The 15,119-nt window shown below is 39.8% G+C and carries 12 protein-coding genes and 2 pseudogenes; all 14 read right to left on the reverse strand.

Annotated elements, in window-relative coordinates; all coding sequences use genetic code 11:
- Positions 1-51: 51 nt before the first annotated feature.
- The gene (essC, locus tag B7700_RS09700; RefSeq protein ID WP_084888613.1) at positions 52-4,473 is read right to left on the reverse strand and encodes a type VII secretion protein EssC; all 4,422 of its coding nucleotides are present in this window, start codon (positions 4,471-4,473) and stop codon (positions 52-54) included.
- Positions 4,474-4,494: 21 nt separating this feature from the next.
- Positions 4,495-5,772 (reverse strand): type VII secretion protein EssB, encoded by a 1,278-nt coding sequence (gene essB, locus B7700_RS09705; protein ID WP_084888615.1) that lies wholly within the window; start codon positions 5,770-5,772, stop codon positions 4,495-4,497.
- On the reverse strand, positions 5,773-6,012 hold the full coding sequence (locus tag B7700_RS09710) for an EsaB/YukD family protein (RefSeq protein ID WP_064276358.1): 240 nt from the start codon (positions 6,010-6,012) through the stop codon (positions 5,773-5,775).
- Positions 6,013-6,077: 65 nt separating this feature from the next.
- Entirely contained in the window at positions 6,078-6,542 is a 465-nt protein-coding gene (gene essA / locus B7700_RS09715) for a type VII secretion protein EssA (RefSeq protein WP_084888617.1), read from the reverse strand.
- A gap of 3 nt (positions 6,543-6,545) precedes the next feature.
- Entirely contained in the window at positions 6,546-9,572 is a 3,027-nt protein-coding gene (gene esaA / locus B7700_RS09720; protein ID WP_084888852.1) for a type VII secretion protein EsaA, read from the reverse strand.
- Between the two features lie 69 nt (positions 9,573-9,641).
- Positions 9,642-9,929: a WXG100 family type VII secretion target gene (locus tag B7700_RS09725; RefSeq protein ID WP_020902061.1), complete on the reverse strand. Its 288-nt coding sequence runs from the start codon at positions 9,927-9,929 to the stop codon at positions 9,642-9,644.
- 129 nt (positions 9,930-10,058) lie between these two features.
- Positions 10,059-10,367, reverse strand: a complete 309-nt coding sequence (locus tag B7700_RS09730) for a hypothetical protein (protein WP_084888619.1) — start codon at positions 10,365-10,367, stop codon at positions 10,059-10,061.
- A gap of 13 nt (positions 10,368-10,380) precedes the next feature.
- Positions 10,381-10,695, reverse strand: a complete 315-nt coding sequence (locus B7700_RS09735; protein WP_084888621.1) for a hypothetical protein — start codon at positions 10,693-10,695, stop codon at positions 10,381-10,383.
- Positions 10,676-12,115: a cutinase family protein gene (locus B7700_RS09740; protein WP_084888623.1), complete on the reverse strand. Its 1,440-nt coding sequence runs from the start codon at positions 12,113-12,115 to the stop codon at positions 10,676-10,678. The genes B7700_RS09735 and B7700_RS09740 overlap by 20 nt, the downstream gene beginning before the upstream one ends.
- The gene (locus B7700_RS09745; RefSeq protein WP_084888625.1) at positions 12,108-12,530 is read right to left on the reverse strand and encodes a hypothetical protein; all 423 of its coding nucleotides are present in this window, start codon (positions 12,528-12,530) and stop codon (positions 12,108-12,110) included. Before B7700_RS09745 ends, B7700_RS09740 begins: the two co-directional genes overlap by 8 nt.
- A 95-nt stretch (positions 12,531-12,625) precedes the next feature.
- Positions 12,626-13,399: pseudogene (locus B7700_RS09750) on the reverse strand (alpha/beta hydrolase family protein); the annotation flags it as partial.
- Positions 13,392-13,793 (reverse strand): hypothetical protein, encoded by a 402-nt coding sequence (locus B7700_RS09755; RefSeq protein ID WP_084888627.1) that lies wholly within the window; start codon positions 13,791-13,793, stop codon positions 13,392-13,394. The gene B7700_RS09755 and the pseudogene B7700_RS09750, both read right to left, overlap by 8 nt.
- A gap of 91 nt (positions 13,794-13,884) precedes the next feature.
- Positions 13,885-14,694: pseudogene (locus tag B7700_RS09760) on the reverse strand (cutinase family protein); the annotation flags it as partial.
- Positions 14,684-15,106, reverse strand: coding sequence for a hypothetical protein (locus B7700_RS09765; RefSeq protein ID WP_084888628.1), 423 nt, complete (start codon positions 15,104-15,106; stop codon positions 14,684-14,686). The pseudogene B7700_RS09760 and the gene B7700_RS09765, both read right to left, overlap by 11 nt.
- Positions 15,107-15,119 lie beyond the last annotated feature (13 nt).

A 15,119-nucleotide genomic window follows, 5' to 3' on the forward strand; every position in this document is an offset into this window, starting at 1 on the left:
CTATCAAATCGTCAAGAGACAGGGTTGAATCTTAAGTATCAAATAATATTGTTACTTATTCTTACTAATTTTGAGTTTGATGATTTCTTTCCGAGAATGTAAATAAACCTGATCGGAATCTGGAGCCACATCTCTGCTATATATTCCTTTATCTAAGAAGGTTTGATCCATTAGGCGCATACCAAAGATGACCCATTGGACATTTGTTTTGAGGTATCTTGGAATTGGGTCAACGCTTGTTCCAATATAAGTATAATCTGTACCAATAATAAACCTCATCCCTACTCGATACCCCTTCTCAAACATAAATTGAAGCTGTTGAACATTTAAATCGCTTTCGGATACAAGTGCTCTCATATTTGGTATAAAAACAATCCACTCAGATGAGATTCCTTTTTTAAGACGGCGCTCTATTTCGTAGATTAGCTGATTTCCTATGTCCGATAGTTCCTTTTTACTCCCAACATAGGTTTTCACCTGCTTACTATATGATTCATATTCTTGGAAAGCATCAATCAACATCATATGAATTTTAGGCATTTTAAGAATAGTTCTTAATAAATGATGAGTTATATTATCAAAAGCATCTTCTGCATTTGATACATAAGCCATGTGTTTAAATTTGCTAAGAGAAATATTGACACTTCCAACCATTTCTAGCTCCAAACCGATAGGAATCTGACCATTCTCAATAGCTTCTTGTACACTAGGCAATTTCAAAAATTCTTCCACCATCAACTCCTCTGGTACCATCGGGATGGCACTTGGGCGCTGTCCTGTCCAGGCTTCTTGGAGGGAAGCCACTTTCTGACGAAGGTTATTGAGGACTTGGTTTTCGTTGTCTCCAGAGACTGGGAGTGCCAGCTGGATGACATCCACCTCTTCACGCTTCATGAGAGCCCGTCCCTTGATGTCTTCCATGGTCATGGCAAGAGGTGTAGAGCCCACAATCGTCCGCACTTCACTAGCTTCATTTTGTGGTAGGCTCAACTGGTGCTTGAAGTTCGAGTAGAGTTGAGCACGAAGGTTGGACTGGCGACCCGCTGTCATCAAGAGATGTACCCCAATGCTGAGACCTTCACGAGAGATGCGCACCAAGAGCTTGAAGAGTTCTGCCTCATAGGCTTCTTCCTTGAAAGCTTCATAGCTATCTAAGAGGATGACAATAGCCGGTTCTTCCTGACCACTAGCCTGACGATAGAGTTCCAAGGTCCCAACTCCATAGTCCGCAAGGAGTTTCTTACGGCGGTTGAGTTCTTTCTCCATGATTCGCACAAACTTAGAGATCTTCTCCGTCTGGTCCAGAAGCATGGTATCCGCTACCTGAGGAAGCTTAGACAATGGAGCCAAACCATTGGTCCCAAAGTCCATCAAGTACATAGTAAGGTCCTTAGGACTGAACTTACGAGCCAAGTCCATACCTGCAGACTGAAGGAAGGTTGTCTTTCCGGTACCCGGACTTCCATAGAGAAGGACATGTCCGTCCTTGGCGAGATTGATAGAGACGGCTTCCTGCTTCTGAGCCTGCGGGATATCTGCCATTCCAAGTAGAATTGAGAGTGATTTCTCTTGTGCCCAGGCTATTGCTGGTTGCACTTCTTCCAGCTCCTCCAGCGCAATGCGCTCCTTAAGTGGTGGCAACCATGGCTGTGGTACTGGAGGAATTTCTTGTTCTTCACATAGGAGATGGATATTGTGCACAATAGCATCTAGCTCTGTCGGAACTTCCTTGATTTCGTCCGCATCCTCTAAGCCCGATAAGTCTTCATTTAGGATTTCATATTGCCCCAATTCATTGATCAGATAGATGGTATGGTCTTCAATTCCCATATCATCCTTTTCTGGCTGGTAATCTGCGCCTGACCAGGCTGACTGGAAGAGCTCATAGACTTCATTATTTCCGACTTGCAGATAGGCGCGTCCCGTCTGAGTGATCTCAGCCGCATCCGGTGTATGAAGCATTTCATTGGAGTCCGAACGATCTGCTACCTTAAGGGCAATCTTAAAGCGAGAGTTGGACCAGATCTGGTCATCTACCACACCTGATGGCTTTTGAGTAGCTAGGATCAAGTGAACACCGAGGGAACGCCCGACACGCGCAATAGATACCAACTTCTTGATAAAGTCGGGCTGGTTAACCTTGAGCTCTGCAAACTCATCTGAGATGATGAAGAGATGAGGGAGAGGTTCTGTCGCTTCTCCGTTTTTAAATTTCTTCTGGTATTGGTTGATATGGTTGACTTCGAACTCTCCAAAGAGTCGTTCACGACGATGGATCTCCGCATTGATCGAAGCCAAGGCCCGCATGGATTGGACACCATCCAAGTTGGTAATGGTTCCCAAGAGGTGGGGTAGATTTTTAAAGAGATTGGCCATCCCACCACCCTTGTAGTCAATCAGCAAGAATGCCACATCATGTGGGTGGAAGTTGACAGCGAGGGATAGGATGTAGGATTGGATCGTTTCTGACTTCCCTGATCCAGTCGTCCCTGCGATCAAACCATGAGGTCCATGAGCTTTTTCATGTAGATTGAGCTGAACCAGGTCATCCTGACCACGCAGACCAATCGGCACAGCCAAACTCTTGTAGGGTGCGTTCTTTTTCCAACGGCTCGATACCTGCAAGTCCTCAAAGGTCTCCGCACCATACATTTCCATAAAGGTCACGGAATCTGGAATCGAACTCTTAAGGTTTTGGAGGTGATTGAGCGGTGCCAAGGTACGAGCGATCCGCTCCTTATCATAATCTGTTGGGAAATGATCCAAGCGGAAGTCCGTCTCTTTCAAGACCCCTTCTTCCATGACCAGTTGGCCCGTATTTCGGTCCTTGATATTGATCACTGTCTGGATATTCTCAGACAAGGAACTCATGACATCCTCTACAAAGATGAGAGAACAGCCTAATTCCGTTGGATCTTCGGTAAAGAATTCCATGATAATATGGTCCAAAATCAGCTTCTCATCGGTTACTAGAACCACGTAATGAGGATGGAAGAGGGTGCTCTCCTTGTGGGATGCTTCTTCCTTTTGACTACGACGTAGTTTCAAGATTTGGTTCAAACTATTGAGAACCTGGTCTCGTGTCCGTTGATTGTAGACAAAACCGCGAACATTGAGCTCTTGCAGTTTGGCATGAGGGAGCCAACGCATCCAAGACCATTGTTCTTTTTCCTCTTCTGGCAAGATCGTAATAAACTGCACATCATGATAAGAATGAAAAGTCGCTAACTGCATCACCAAAAGCTGCAATTGTTCTAGGACGAGATTTCTAGGTCCAATATAACCAACCGGTCCATGGCTAAGGTTTGCCGGAATCGGCATATCTGGAATTTTTTTGTGACGACTATAGAGAGCGTAACCCTCTTCTTCCAGAGCATCCTTCTTACCACTGCGCTCCTGTTGACCATATTTCAAGTCATAGCTAGTCGGTATTTTCCCGAGTCCCAAACGATAGTATAAGAAGTCAAATTGTAAGGGAGTTTTTTCGTAAATCCGGTGATTGTAACTCTCAACCAAGTCCGTCAACTCTAAAATAGTTGGAAAATGATAGTGCATCCCTTCTTTTTGTTCCCGTTCCAGACGAGTCAATTCCTTTACCTTATCTTTCAGGTAAAGACGATAAAGATCGATCCGTTCCTTCTTATCAGCCTTGTACTTTTTACGATTTTTGATAAAACCACGGATAGAAAAAATCATTGTGGTTATGGACATCCCTACTGTCGCAAGAATATAGATCCCTCGAGGTTGAACCAAGGTGATCAAGACGGTTACCCCGACCATCGTAAGAGGAGGAACGATTAACTTTAACAGTTCATCACTCGGCTTCGCTGGTTCTTGACCTGGAGGGTTAATCAAGATTTTATCTTCACTTCCACGATAAATGATTCGTGGAGAGCGGTGATAATCTGGATAATCTTCATAAAAAACATATCGAGAGGGTTCTCTCAGCGTTAGTTGTCTCCCTGCTTGAGCTGGTCCCAAAACCCATACTTCGTCTGGAAAGAGCTTTATTGTCACCGCTCCTAAACTCAACTCATCTCCAAAACCAATCAATTGCTGGTCCATTTGTTCCAGATGATTGTTTCGATAAAATGCGCCTTTTAATCGAGTTAGCATCCATTGATTCTGAGATTTTTGGAGTAAGAGTTCGACATCTTCATCTAGTGTGATCAACGCACCTTTATGAGAACCAATCTGAAACTCTGATAAATCCAAAAGATCATAAACCCTTGGACCCCCTTCTCGGAGATAAAAGAGAACCTCACCCAAACGTAGACCATCTTTCAATAATCCTGCTTCGTTCTCATACTGATAAAAGATCTTGTCACCGTCAAGCTTGAGCTGAATCGGACTCTCCTGTTGAGAAAGGTAGACTTGGGCCTTTTCAGTAGCCCCAACCAAGACCGTCTTATCTGCACTCAGTTCTACTTCATAACGCAGACCTTGGCTGTAGAAAATGATTTGTTTTTTCATAGTTTCTCTCCTTGGTCTACTTTAATTGCTAGAGGAGCTGCTAGGGCTAGTTTTCTTCTCAGATGAAGGTTTGCTTTCAGAAGGCTTTTCTTGTGAACTAGGACTAGAACTAGTAGATGCATTAGAGCTAGAATCACTTGTTAATAGCTGACTTCGGCTATCCCAGTATTTCTTATATTCACTCTCCAAAGTATTCAGTTTACTTTCACGATCTTTCCCTGACAACTTACCATCTTCCCGAACCTGCTTGATTTCCTGAGTCAAAGCATAGAGAATCAAGTCACTGTCGTTAATCCGTTTGGCAATATCAAGTGCCTCTTCAAAGCGATTGCGCCCAACTTGAATCCAATAAGTCAAATAAAGCTCATCAGACTTGAGGGTTACATTATTCAGGATGACCTTCTTTTGTTCAGAAGAAAATTCCAATCCCTGAATATAAGAGAAGGCTAACTCATACTTCTGCGTATTAGGCAAGCTAGCAGGAGCAATTCCCTCTAATTCTGTAATAACTGCGCTATAATCTACTTTAATAAAAGCTGTATCCGCCTGCAACATCTTTTCTTTGAAAGGATTTTGCATGAAAATCAAATAGATAAGCGGAACGATCAACAAAACAACACTCGCTGTCAACCAAATCGTTGCCAATTTAAACACTCGGTGTCGTCTGCTTGGAACCAATACCAAATCCGCCTGTTCTTTCGCAGATTTCTCTACATAATACCGTTCCAAAATAGTAACTGCTGTTGCAATATCTTCTGCCTGACACAGGTCATTTAAAAAGTCTGGTAAGGTCTCTAATTCCAAGGAACCATTGTAAAGGTCCATAAAGTCAAAATCACTAAATAGTGTTACGGTAAAACACTTAGCCTGACGTAGAAAATCTTCTGAGGATAGTGATTGAGGAACCATCAGACCAGGAATGCCACGATAAGCAATCTTAGCCTGAGCATCTTTGGTAATAAAGAGATTTACTGGATGCAAAAGGAAGGTCACTGGCAACTCCAAGGCTCCTTCTAGACGAAAAATGTTTAGGGCCAAACGAATTCTCTCCGAAATGGTACGACTCTTTATTTCTTCATAAGTCAGTCCATGAGCTTCGACTTGATAGGAGAAGGTTACACTGTCCTCATCAGAGACCATCGATTGCTCCAAAAAGAACGGATGATGCAAATCCAACAGTAACAGTTCCCGTAAATCTTGACTCGCTACATCTGAACGCTTGAGGCTCAATTTCCAAGTTGTTTCATTTTTTTCATATACAAACGGCTGTTCGCCAAATATAAATTTTTCCTCAGTCACCTAAATCTCCTCTATCTCTACTAAATCTCCTGTCGTCATTGGATAATCAGATAGTTGTTTTCCTTCATCAATCAATAATCCTTTGTTGACAATTCTAAGTTGATATTTTTTTCTCTGTTTACCTGGAGTAAAAATCGTATCCACTTCTCGGATTAACCGTCGCACTTCAATCCGACTAGGAATGCGAATATCCACATCTTTTTCTCTCAAGCGTAGAGTAATATTGATATGTTGCTCCACTGTTTATATACCTCCTGTATATGATTTTGTTCTTACTAAATTGTTAAGACGGACCTGCTAAAACATTATTCTATCCCTTCGGCCATAAGGCGATAACTCATCACAGCTGTAGCTACGAAAAGCAATAAAAACAATGATACATAGGCTAACTCCGGAAGAAAATCACTCAAACCATCTTTTTCTAACTGACCAATATTTGTTTGAAATTTAGATGTTATTTTTGAATTTGGCTGAAACAACTGCTCTACAGGAGATTTTTTCACTGGATCCTCTATAGCAGAAAACAGTTGGCCCCCTTCTGTGATCAACTGTTCCTCTTGATACTGTTGCACTTCTTGCAATTTCTTTTGAATCGCTTCGTTAAAAAGCTCCTTGGTTTGTTCAGATTGTAGACCAAAGTTAAGTCCCTCTTTTTTCTCAAGTCGAGAATCATCAATCTGTAAACGATTATCCTTCAAATCATCTGCAGCAGCCATTGAGACTGCTGCACATGCTACTAAGGTAAGAAGTAAAAGAATTATTTTTTTCATTTCCTATTCTTTCTCAGTTTGAAATACTTGAGGCCAAAAGCTTCTTTCTTTGATAAAAATATTCATAACAAGTAATCCAGCTACGACAATCGTCATTGCAACAAATGCTAAAATATTTGCTGGTTGTCCATCAAAATATCCTGAAAGGAAAGCTTCTAATATTGATAAAGCATTAAGATTTTTGATGAAGGCTGGGAAACCTGTTAGACTGGCCGTCGTCCCAATTGCATTTGATAGATACACAAAGCTAATCATCATAAAGAAGGCAAGACCCATTCCAATCACTCGGAAATGTTTAAGTAATAAATACTGCCCTTGAATCAGTACCAAAGCAGCTAAAACAATTAGCAATACCCATGACGGTTGATATTCACGACCAACGTGAAGTTGAGCACTCGATACAATACCAACGACTAGACCAACTATTATAGCTAAAATAGATAGTAAGCCAACTGTCATAATATCTGTATCATGCAACTTGTCTAGCTTAAATTTATCTTTGACCTTACGAACAATATTTTGCGTTGCAAATAAATAGCCTGTAAAGAGACTAACAATTTCAAGTAAGAGAATCCATGTAAATGGACGATAAACGTTGACAGTCGCTTTTACCGAGGTAGAATTTTGGACAACAGGGTTTGATAAGAAGTTAAGCAATACTTCGTTTGGTACCCCATTATCATAGGCGTTATTCAGAACTTTCACGAAGGACTCTACAAAGTTACCATTGTTAGACAATTCTTCATTGAACTGTGTCATCAAAGATTCCGCATCCTGCGACAACTTTTCAGTACTTCTTTGAGCGTTTGATAATTCACGATTGAAATTTCCTAAAGTTTCATTGACAGATTCAGCGGCCTTAACATTACTTTGAGAAGAATCCTTCACAGCAGAAGAGTTAGTGAAGAGACTTCTATAATCTTCATTGAGTGATTCTAACTTACTATCTATATCTTGAAAAACGGTACTCTCTTTCGCTTGTTTCTCAAATTCGTCCAGTTTTTTGTTAAACTGTTCGAATAGGTCTAATTGTTTATTAATTTTTTCATTCAAATCCTTGTTAGTATTTAAAACATCCTGAACATTTTTTTCTAGGATAGGCTTCAAATCAGTCAGTTTAGCCAAGGCTTTATCTACCTTATCCTTAGCACCATCTGTATCTGTATCGCTAACAGGTTTAGTTAGGCTTTCTTCGTATTTCTTAAGATTTGAACTAATAGCTTCGAACCAAATATCTGATAGAGCATTGGAAACATTACTGTGTTGTAATTGTTTAACTGTATTATATGCTTGTGTTAATGAATCTACTTTTTGGTAAGCAGAAGCTACTTTCTGAACTTTTTGTCCGTAAGAAACCGCTGCTTGCTGAACGGCTAAGACATCTATAGGAGCACTGACTGCTTGAACATCATTCAAGGAAATATCAACAGTCTTTGGCTCCTCTTTTAGAGTTGGGCTTGGAGCCTCAGTTGAACTTGTAGTTGGAGTTGGAGCTGCCTCTGCAACACTATAGGCTACTTTGAAAGTCCCACCATTCTTCATATCAATCTCTTGACCTAAGGCAACTGGTGTGCCATCATAAGTGACCGAATGAACCGTCACTCCTGTTCCAGCCTTCCATGATACCTTATCCTTTGTTCCTGTTCGTCCAACAGCACTTGTACTAGTAATTGCTTGATTTTCCAGATTCTTCAAGTCCGCCAAAGAAATCTCGTCGCTAGGCTCTTTAATCGTTTTTAAATATGTATAGTCTACAGAAGGAATTGTGATTGGTGTCATACCAAAACCACTAAATTCTTTTCCACTAAAATCTTCTTTTGGTAATTCTGAGATTGCAGAAACCAACAGCTCTTTGAGAGATTCTTCAGCCTTCTCTAGGTCCTTGTTTGCAGCTTTATCCAAAAATTGACCAAGAGTGATTGTCTTCTCACTTGTTCCATAGTAAGAAGCTAGTTTCTCATCAATGAAGTCACGAATACCTTTTTTATGATTCTCAAACTTATTTCGTTCGTCCGTTAGATTTATCTGTAAATGATCAATTTCTTTGCTAATGTTATCTGCTACCGTTTTATAGGAAGATCCAGCTTCAGGCAGTATTACATCAGAGGAGGTTACTTGACCTTCTATCTTGGAATTTAGAATCTTTTGGGTTTCTATTAATCCATTTTTATAAGAATCAACCTGATTCTTTACCTCATCCCTACTCTTAGATATAAATTTTTCTATGACGTCCGCATAAGTCTGCTTTGCTTGTTTCTTACTATCAGACAATTTTCCGATAGTGTTGTTATATTTAACCTGCGACTCATCAAAGCGATTAAAGGACTGTAAGTAGCTTTCCAAACCTGTCTTTAAGACACCGTTTGCATCAACTGAAGAACTAGACATACTGTAAAGAGTCGGGAAAATATTTTTAGAGTTAATTGCTATTCCATATAAGTTTGTACGGTAGTTTCCGATATTAGTTGCTTGTATCTGTGAACTAGCTTGCACATTTTTTTGCGCCGTATAAAGATTGCTCAAAATGCTCGCCATATACATGTCAACTAATTGACCATTTAAATCAGCAATAATGTCTTTCGCTAGTTTATTTGCATCATTTTCCACCTGCAAATTTCCTTGGGCATTGACCTTATAATTGATAGTCGTCTTATCAACATTAATCTTATTAATATCTAATACTTTTTCAGAAAAATCACTTGGGATGGTTAGTACGAGCTGGTATTTCCCACTTTCTAATCCGGTATCTGCTGCTCCACGAGGCACAACAAACCAATTTTGAGAATTATCCCGCTCGATGTTTTTTACATAACTAGCCCCCAAATTATACTCTTTTGTATCGACATAGACAGGCTTATCTTCATTTACAATAGCCACATTTAATTTGGTCTGCTGATTTACTTTCGCGTTATTCTCATTGTTAATTGTCGTATTCTTTTGAACAGAAAGATTCAAAAAAACCATCATCAAGAGCAACAATAGGGCTAGCAAACTACTCCCTACATATTTATATATTCTATTCTTCTTCATTTGCCTTTTAATCATCTCCATTAAAAAAAATAGGAAGGCTCTCGCCCTCCTAAAGCCACTTATAACAAATTAATGAATTTGTGATGCAAGTTCTTGGTCGTTTTGCTCAACAATTTCAGCAACTTTATACAATTGCGCATTGATTGCATCAAGTAAAGCTGCAAACTCTTCAATTTTTGGAGATAATTCTGTAAACTGTTGATCAAAGCTCTGAAAAGCAGCACCTTTCCAGTTCTCTCTAATAATCTCTTGTTCGTTACTCAATGTGCGAAGTACTTCTCTTACTTCTTCAGCACCATTAGTATATTTTTGAGCAGAAGTACGTAGTTCCTCTGTCGTTAATTGAATTAAAGCCATATTAAACTCCTTTAAGTTATTTTATAAATTTATTATATCAACAAATGTCACAAATTACAAGTGCTTACACCATTTTTTACTAATAAATTATCAAAAAAATCCTCTTGTATTAGATTAAGGGTCTATTCGTTAAAAATCCTTTTCCTCTAACTTTCGATAAAAGTTTTTATTCTCTTGGTGTCGAGTTTCCAGTACATTCTCTATACGATTCTTATAAAGTTGACGATAGCTATCTAAATTGTTCTCTATCTCAAAGATATATGGTTGAATTTCAGCAAAACTACTATCTCTACATGCATAGGAAAGCGCCTCCAGGAGATGATCCGTCTCCCTACTAAACTTGTGGAAATCATCATCCAAATCCATCTCCAAACGTTCTAAGTCTCGTAATTTACGATTATGCTCATCCTCTAGTTTCTGAAGCCCCTTTTTATCCATAACCAGTTTTCTCCTAGCTCTTGATCGGACTCTGTAAAGTAGGTGTTTGCAAGGTCTGTGTCAAGTAAGTTTCTGCAGCATCTGCAGCCTTTCCCTCAAATCCACCCTTAATATTGTTCACATAGGTCTTAGAAGCGTACTCTTGCATATCTGTGGCTGCTTCCTGCAACTTTTTAGCTAACTCAGCTCCTTTAGCAAGGATTGACAACTCTTTTGCAGTTACCAAGGCCCTGACTGCTTGGCGTTCTTGTTCCCTCATTCTTTCTTTGAAGGCTCTGTCGAGTTGCTCTCTTGTAATTAAAGTATCCTCATCCGTTAGGACTACCATTTTTTCCCCTCCATGTTTGCTTTACATCCGCCAATAGATTATTAAAATCTTCAGCACTATCTCTATCTATGGTCTCAAAGGAGCCACTAGCTTTGACCAAGCTTTCCCCCAGTTGCTGAATTTGTGTCAGGAAGGATGTTGCTGCTGTCTTCGTGTCACTAGCAACGCCTTCATCCCAAAAGCTTGTTGTATCAAAACCAGAAAGCAGATTCGTAACTTCTGAGCTTGACAAATATCCAACCATGTCAAACGCTGTTGACCTTGTCTCCTTTACTATATTTTGAATGTCTTCCTTAGCGTCTGAAAGTAAGGTTTTAACAGATTTAACTTTGTCTTCCATGTCAAAATTTGCTAACTGGGCTGCTGTCTGAAGCAACTGAGCTCGAACCAAAATCCTCTTTTCTCCTGTAAGATTGCCATTTCTCAGTTGTTCCTGGTAACGAGGAATAGCTTCTCGATCCCACTTTATAGATTCCTGACGAGCTTCTTCGACGATCTTACTATATTCAGTTGTAAAATTCTCGTAAACGCCATAACCAATAGCTGCCTTTATTTTAAACTCACCTCTCATAATGGAATTTAAAACATTGGTTGCTACATTTTCATCAACTCCTAATGCCCTGAGAGAATCCAAAGATGTCGCAATCAATCGAGCTAGCTTTTCACCTGCCCTGAGCAATTCTGGGTGAAAGTCCTCAGAAGCGGTCAACAAGTTCCCCTTTCCATCCGATTGGAAAACACCAAAGTCATGGGAGCTTTCCGGATCAGTAATCTGAGTATAATGCAAGGGGACGAGGACATTGACTTTACCGACGGGTTTCTTAAGGGGTTCATCGGAGTCCCCAGGTAATTTGGCAATGGTGTGTTCTCGATTAAGCATCCCCACGATATCAAAAGGATTGACATAGTACTCGATCTTTTCGCTAATCTTTTTGATTTTCTCATCGCTGAGGCCCATTTCCTTTAAGCTCTTTGTCGTGTCTGGACCGTCAAAGAGAACCACTTTGCCTATTTTCTCCAGTTCCTCATCGCTGAGGCCAGCTACTCCTTGCGCAGAAACTATGGTCCCTAGGGAGTGACCTGTGATGTCCATCGTGGCATTTGGAGCCTTTTCGCGCATCTCTGCGATTTTAGCTTTCATTCCTGCCGTCGCTAACTTGGCTTGCGGGGTATGGATGTGGTTGAGGGCAAACTTGGCATCGAGGTAAACCTTACCATCATGAGAAAGGTGTTTACCTCCGGGAGTGATTTCCCATTCTTTTTTATCTTTATTATAAAATTTATTATCTCTAGAGAAATCAAATAGCCTAATATCTGTAGAATTATTGTATGGTGGAAAATTACTAGGACGGTTTGTATAGGCAGATTGTGCTAAATCTGAATAAAAATTATCAAAGTTTTTTAAATTACTATTAGTCATAATAATACCAAACCCCGTCCCTATAAATTCTTATAGGTTGCATTTCATAAATCCCAAATTCCCTTGGTGTGCTATTTCTATCATTATTTAAGGAAAAACCAACCGTAAATTCTGTTTTATCATTATTATTTACCTTTCCTCTAAGTGTCAACATATAGCCTCCACCTTGAGGAGTTCCATTTCCTACCTGACCAACCTTCATACTATCCCAATCAAACTGAACACTTTCCACTTTAGGACTTAAAGCTTTTACAAAATCAGCCATATCCTCTTCATGCTCCTTCAAATAAGCCAACTGCTTGGCTCGCGGACTAAGAAATACTCCTCCGAATAAATTTGTTTTCTGTGCCATCCATGCGCCTCCTCCAAATACTACAAGGGCTAAAACTAGCCAAAGTAAGGTACGTTTTTTCATGATTATCCTCCTTAAACGTGGATTCTAAACCTATTATATCATGAATGTAAAAAAAAATACTTATATTAAGTATAGTTGTTCATTATAGATTACCCAGGTAATTTGGCAATGGTGTGTTCTCGATTAAGCATGCCCACGATATCAAAAGGATTGACATAGTACTCAATTTTTTCGCTAATCTTTTTGATTTTCTCATCGCTGAGGCCAGCTACTCCTTGCGCAGAGACTATGGTCCCTAGGGAGTGACCTGTGATATCCATCGTGGCATTTGGAGCTTTTTCACGCATCTCTGCGATTTTAGCTTTCATTCCTGCCGTCGCTAACTTGGCTTGCGGGGTATGGATGTGGTTGAGGGCAAACTTGGCATCGTTGTCTATCCAATCGTTCCAATTTTCATAACTAATAGCATCACTTCCGCGGATAGCCATATAAGTTTTCGTAGTATCTTTAGTCAAGGTTGGTGTATCCGTTAAGTAGTAGGCATTGAAACCAGCTTTCTCATCCGTTAAAAGCCCTTTTTGATAGAGCTTGATAGGAGGCTCTTCTTGGTGAACCCCTCCGCCAGGATCACCAACTTGGAGTTTTATCGTATCTTCCACAGTATGTAACTCAGGATCCGGCTGCAAGTAGACTTTCCCATCATGAGGAAGTTTTTTGCCTCCTTTAGTGATTTCCAACTTCTTCGTAATCTTATTATAAAACTCCGCATCCTTAGAAAAATCAAATTCAAGAGATTGACCCGAGTCTAACACATCCCTATCGTATTTCTTTTGAGACTCATAAGGAAATTTAACCGGTCTCCCCAGATAAGCTGACTGTGCTAAATTCGCATAAAAATTATCAAAGGTTTTTAAATTACTATTAGTCAAAAATCCTTCCCCCCACTCGTAAATAATTGGCTAAAGCCATTGAATTAGGAATAATTTTATCATTCTCAATATCAAAAGTAACATTCCAAGAGGAGGACTCAATATGATTAAAACTTCCATATACATTTACAATTTCCCCTCCCCCTTGAGGGGTTCCATTCCCAACCTTTTCCCACCTAGTTTCATCCCAATCAACCTGAACAGATTCAATCTTTGAATTTTTAGATTTTACAAATTCCTTAATCTCTTCTTCATGCTCCCTCAAATAAGCCAACTGCTTAGCTCGCGGACTAAGAAATACTCCTCCGAATAAATTTGTTTCTTGTGCCATCCATGCTCCTCCTCCGAATACTACAAGGGCTAAAACTAACCAAAGTAAAGTACGTTTTTTCATCTCTTTCCTCCTATATAGCGGAATCTAAGTATATTATATCATGAATGTAAAAAAAATACTTATAATAAGTATAGTTTTTTATTATAGATTACCCAGGTAATTTGGTAATGGTGTGTTCTCGATTAAGCATGCCCACGATATCAAAAGGATTGACATAGTACTCAATTTTTTCGCTAATCTTTTTGATTTTCTCATCGCTGAGGCCCATTTTCTTTAAGCTCTTTGTCGTGTCTGGACCGTCAAAGAGAACCACTTTGCCGATTTTCTCCAGTTCCTCATCGCTGAGGCCAGCTACTCCTTGCGCAGAGACTATGGTCCCTAGGGAGTGACCTGTGATATCCATCGTGGCATTTGGAGCCTTTTCGCGCATCTCTGCGATTTTAGCTTTCATTCCTGCCGTCGCTAACTTGGCTTGCGGGATATGGATGTGGTTGAGGGCAAACTTCGCATCGTTGTCTATCCAGTCGTTCCAATTTTCTTTACTGATGGCATCACTTCCGCGGATAGCCATGTAGGTTTACTTGGTATCATTAGTCAAGGTTGGTGTATCCGTTAAGTAGTAGGAACTGAAACCAGCTTCATCATCAGTTAACAGTCCTTTTTGATAACGTTTGTGGTGAATATCCTGCCTCATCCCATTCGCATCAGGAACTGGTATCGATGCGACTTTATAAGTATCTCGCAACTCAGGATCTGGTTGCAAGTAGACTCTACCATTATGGGGAAGATGTTTACCTCCGGGAGTGATTTCACCATCATCATCTATATCTTGGGAATAATCTATCAAAGTCCAATTCACAGCATTATTATAGCGTGATAAAGTATTTGGTCTCCCTCTATAAGCTGACTGAGATAAATTTGCATAAAAATTGTCATAATCTTTTAGATTACTATCCGTCATACTTATCCCAACCTCCATTTTTTAACACTCTAGGGGGATTATACATGCCAATCCGTTCTATTGAAGGTACATCATTTTTAGTTTTTAATCGAAAATCTATTGTAAAGTCAGAATCCTTTATATAATTAAAAGAACCCTTCACTGATAGATTATAACCTCCACCTTGTGGAGTTCCATTCCCTATCTGTTCAACAGTTAAACTATTCCAATCCATCTGAACTGATTCAATCTTTGAATTTTTAGACTTTACGAATTTTACAATCTCCTCTTCATGCTCCTTCAAATAAGCCAACTGCTTAGCCCGTGGGCTCAGAGTTATTCCTCCAAATAGATTTGTTTCTTGTGCCATCCATGCGCCTCCTCCAAATACTACAAGAGCTAAAACTAACCAAAGCAAAATACGTTTTTTCATCTCTTTCCTCCTA

It is taken from the genome of Streptococcus mitis (genome assembly GCF_002096755.1).
GTDB classification, from domain to species: Bacteria; Bacillota; Bacilli; order Lactobacillales; family Streptococcaceae; genus Streptococcus; species Streptococcus mitis_AC.

What these genes read in the sequence shown, in the direction of transcription:
- B7700_RS09755 (WP_084888627.1), bottom strand. Translation starts at nt 13,793, where the DNA reads ATGAAAAAACGTACTTTACTTTGGTTAGTTTTAGCCCTTGTAGTATTC.
- B7700_RS09725 (WP_020902061.1), bottom strand. Translation starts at nt 9,929, where the DNA reads ATGGCTTTAATTCAATTAACGACAGAGGAACTACGTACTTCTGCTCAA.
- B7700_RS09735 (WP_084888621.1), bottom strand. Translation starts at nt 10,695, where the DNA reads ATGGTAGTCCTAACGGATGAGGATACTTTAATTACAAGAGAGCAACTC.
- B7700_RS09740 (WP_084888623.1), bottom strand. Translation starts at nt 12,115, where the DNA reads ATGACTAATAGTAATTTAAAAAACTTTGATAATTTTTATTCAGATTTA.
- B7700_RS09730 (WP_084888619.1), bottom strand. Translation starts at nt 10,367, where the DNA reads ATGGATAAAAAGGGGCTTCAGAAACTAGAGGATGAGCATAATCGTAAA.
- essA (WP_084888617.1), bottom strand. Translation starts at nt 6,542, where the DNA reads ATGAAAAAAATAATTCTTTTACTTCTTACCTTAGTAGCATGTGCAGCA.
- B7700_RS09745 (WP_084888625.1), bottom strand. Translation starts at nt 12,530, where the DNA reads ATGAAAAAACGTACCTTACTTTGGCTAGTTTTAGCCCTTGTAGTATTT.
- esaA (WP_084888852.1), bottom strand. Translation starts at nt 9,572, where the DNA reads ATGAAGAAGAATAGAATATATAAATATGTAGGGAGTAGTTTGCTAGCC.
- B7700_RS09765 (WP_084888628.1), bottom strand. Translation starts at nt 15,106, where the DNA reads ATGAAAAAACGTATTTTGCTTTGGTTAGTTTTAGCTCTTGTAGTATTT.
- essC (WP_084888613.1), bottom strand. Translation starts at nt 4,473, where the DNA reads ATGAAAAAACAAATCATTTTCTACAGCCAAGGTCTGCGTTATGAAGTA.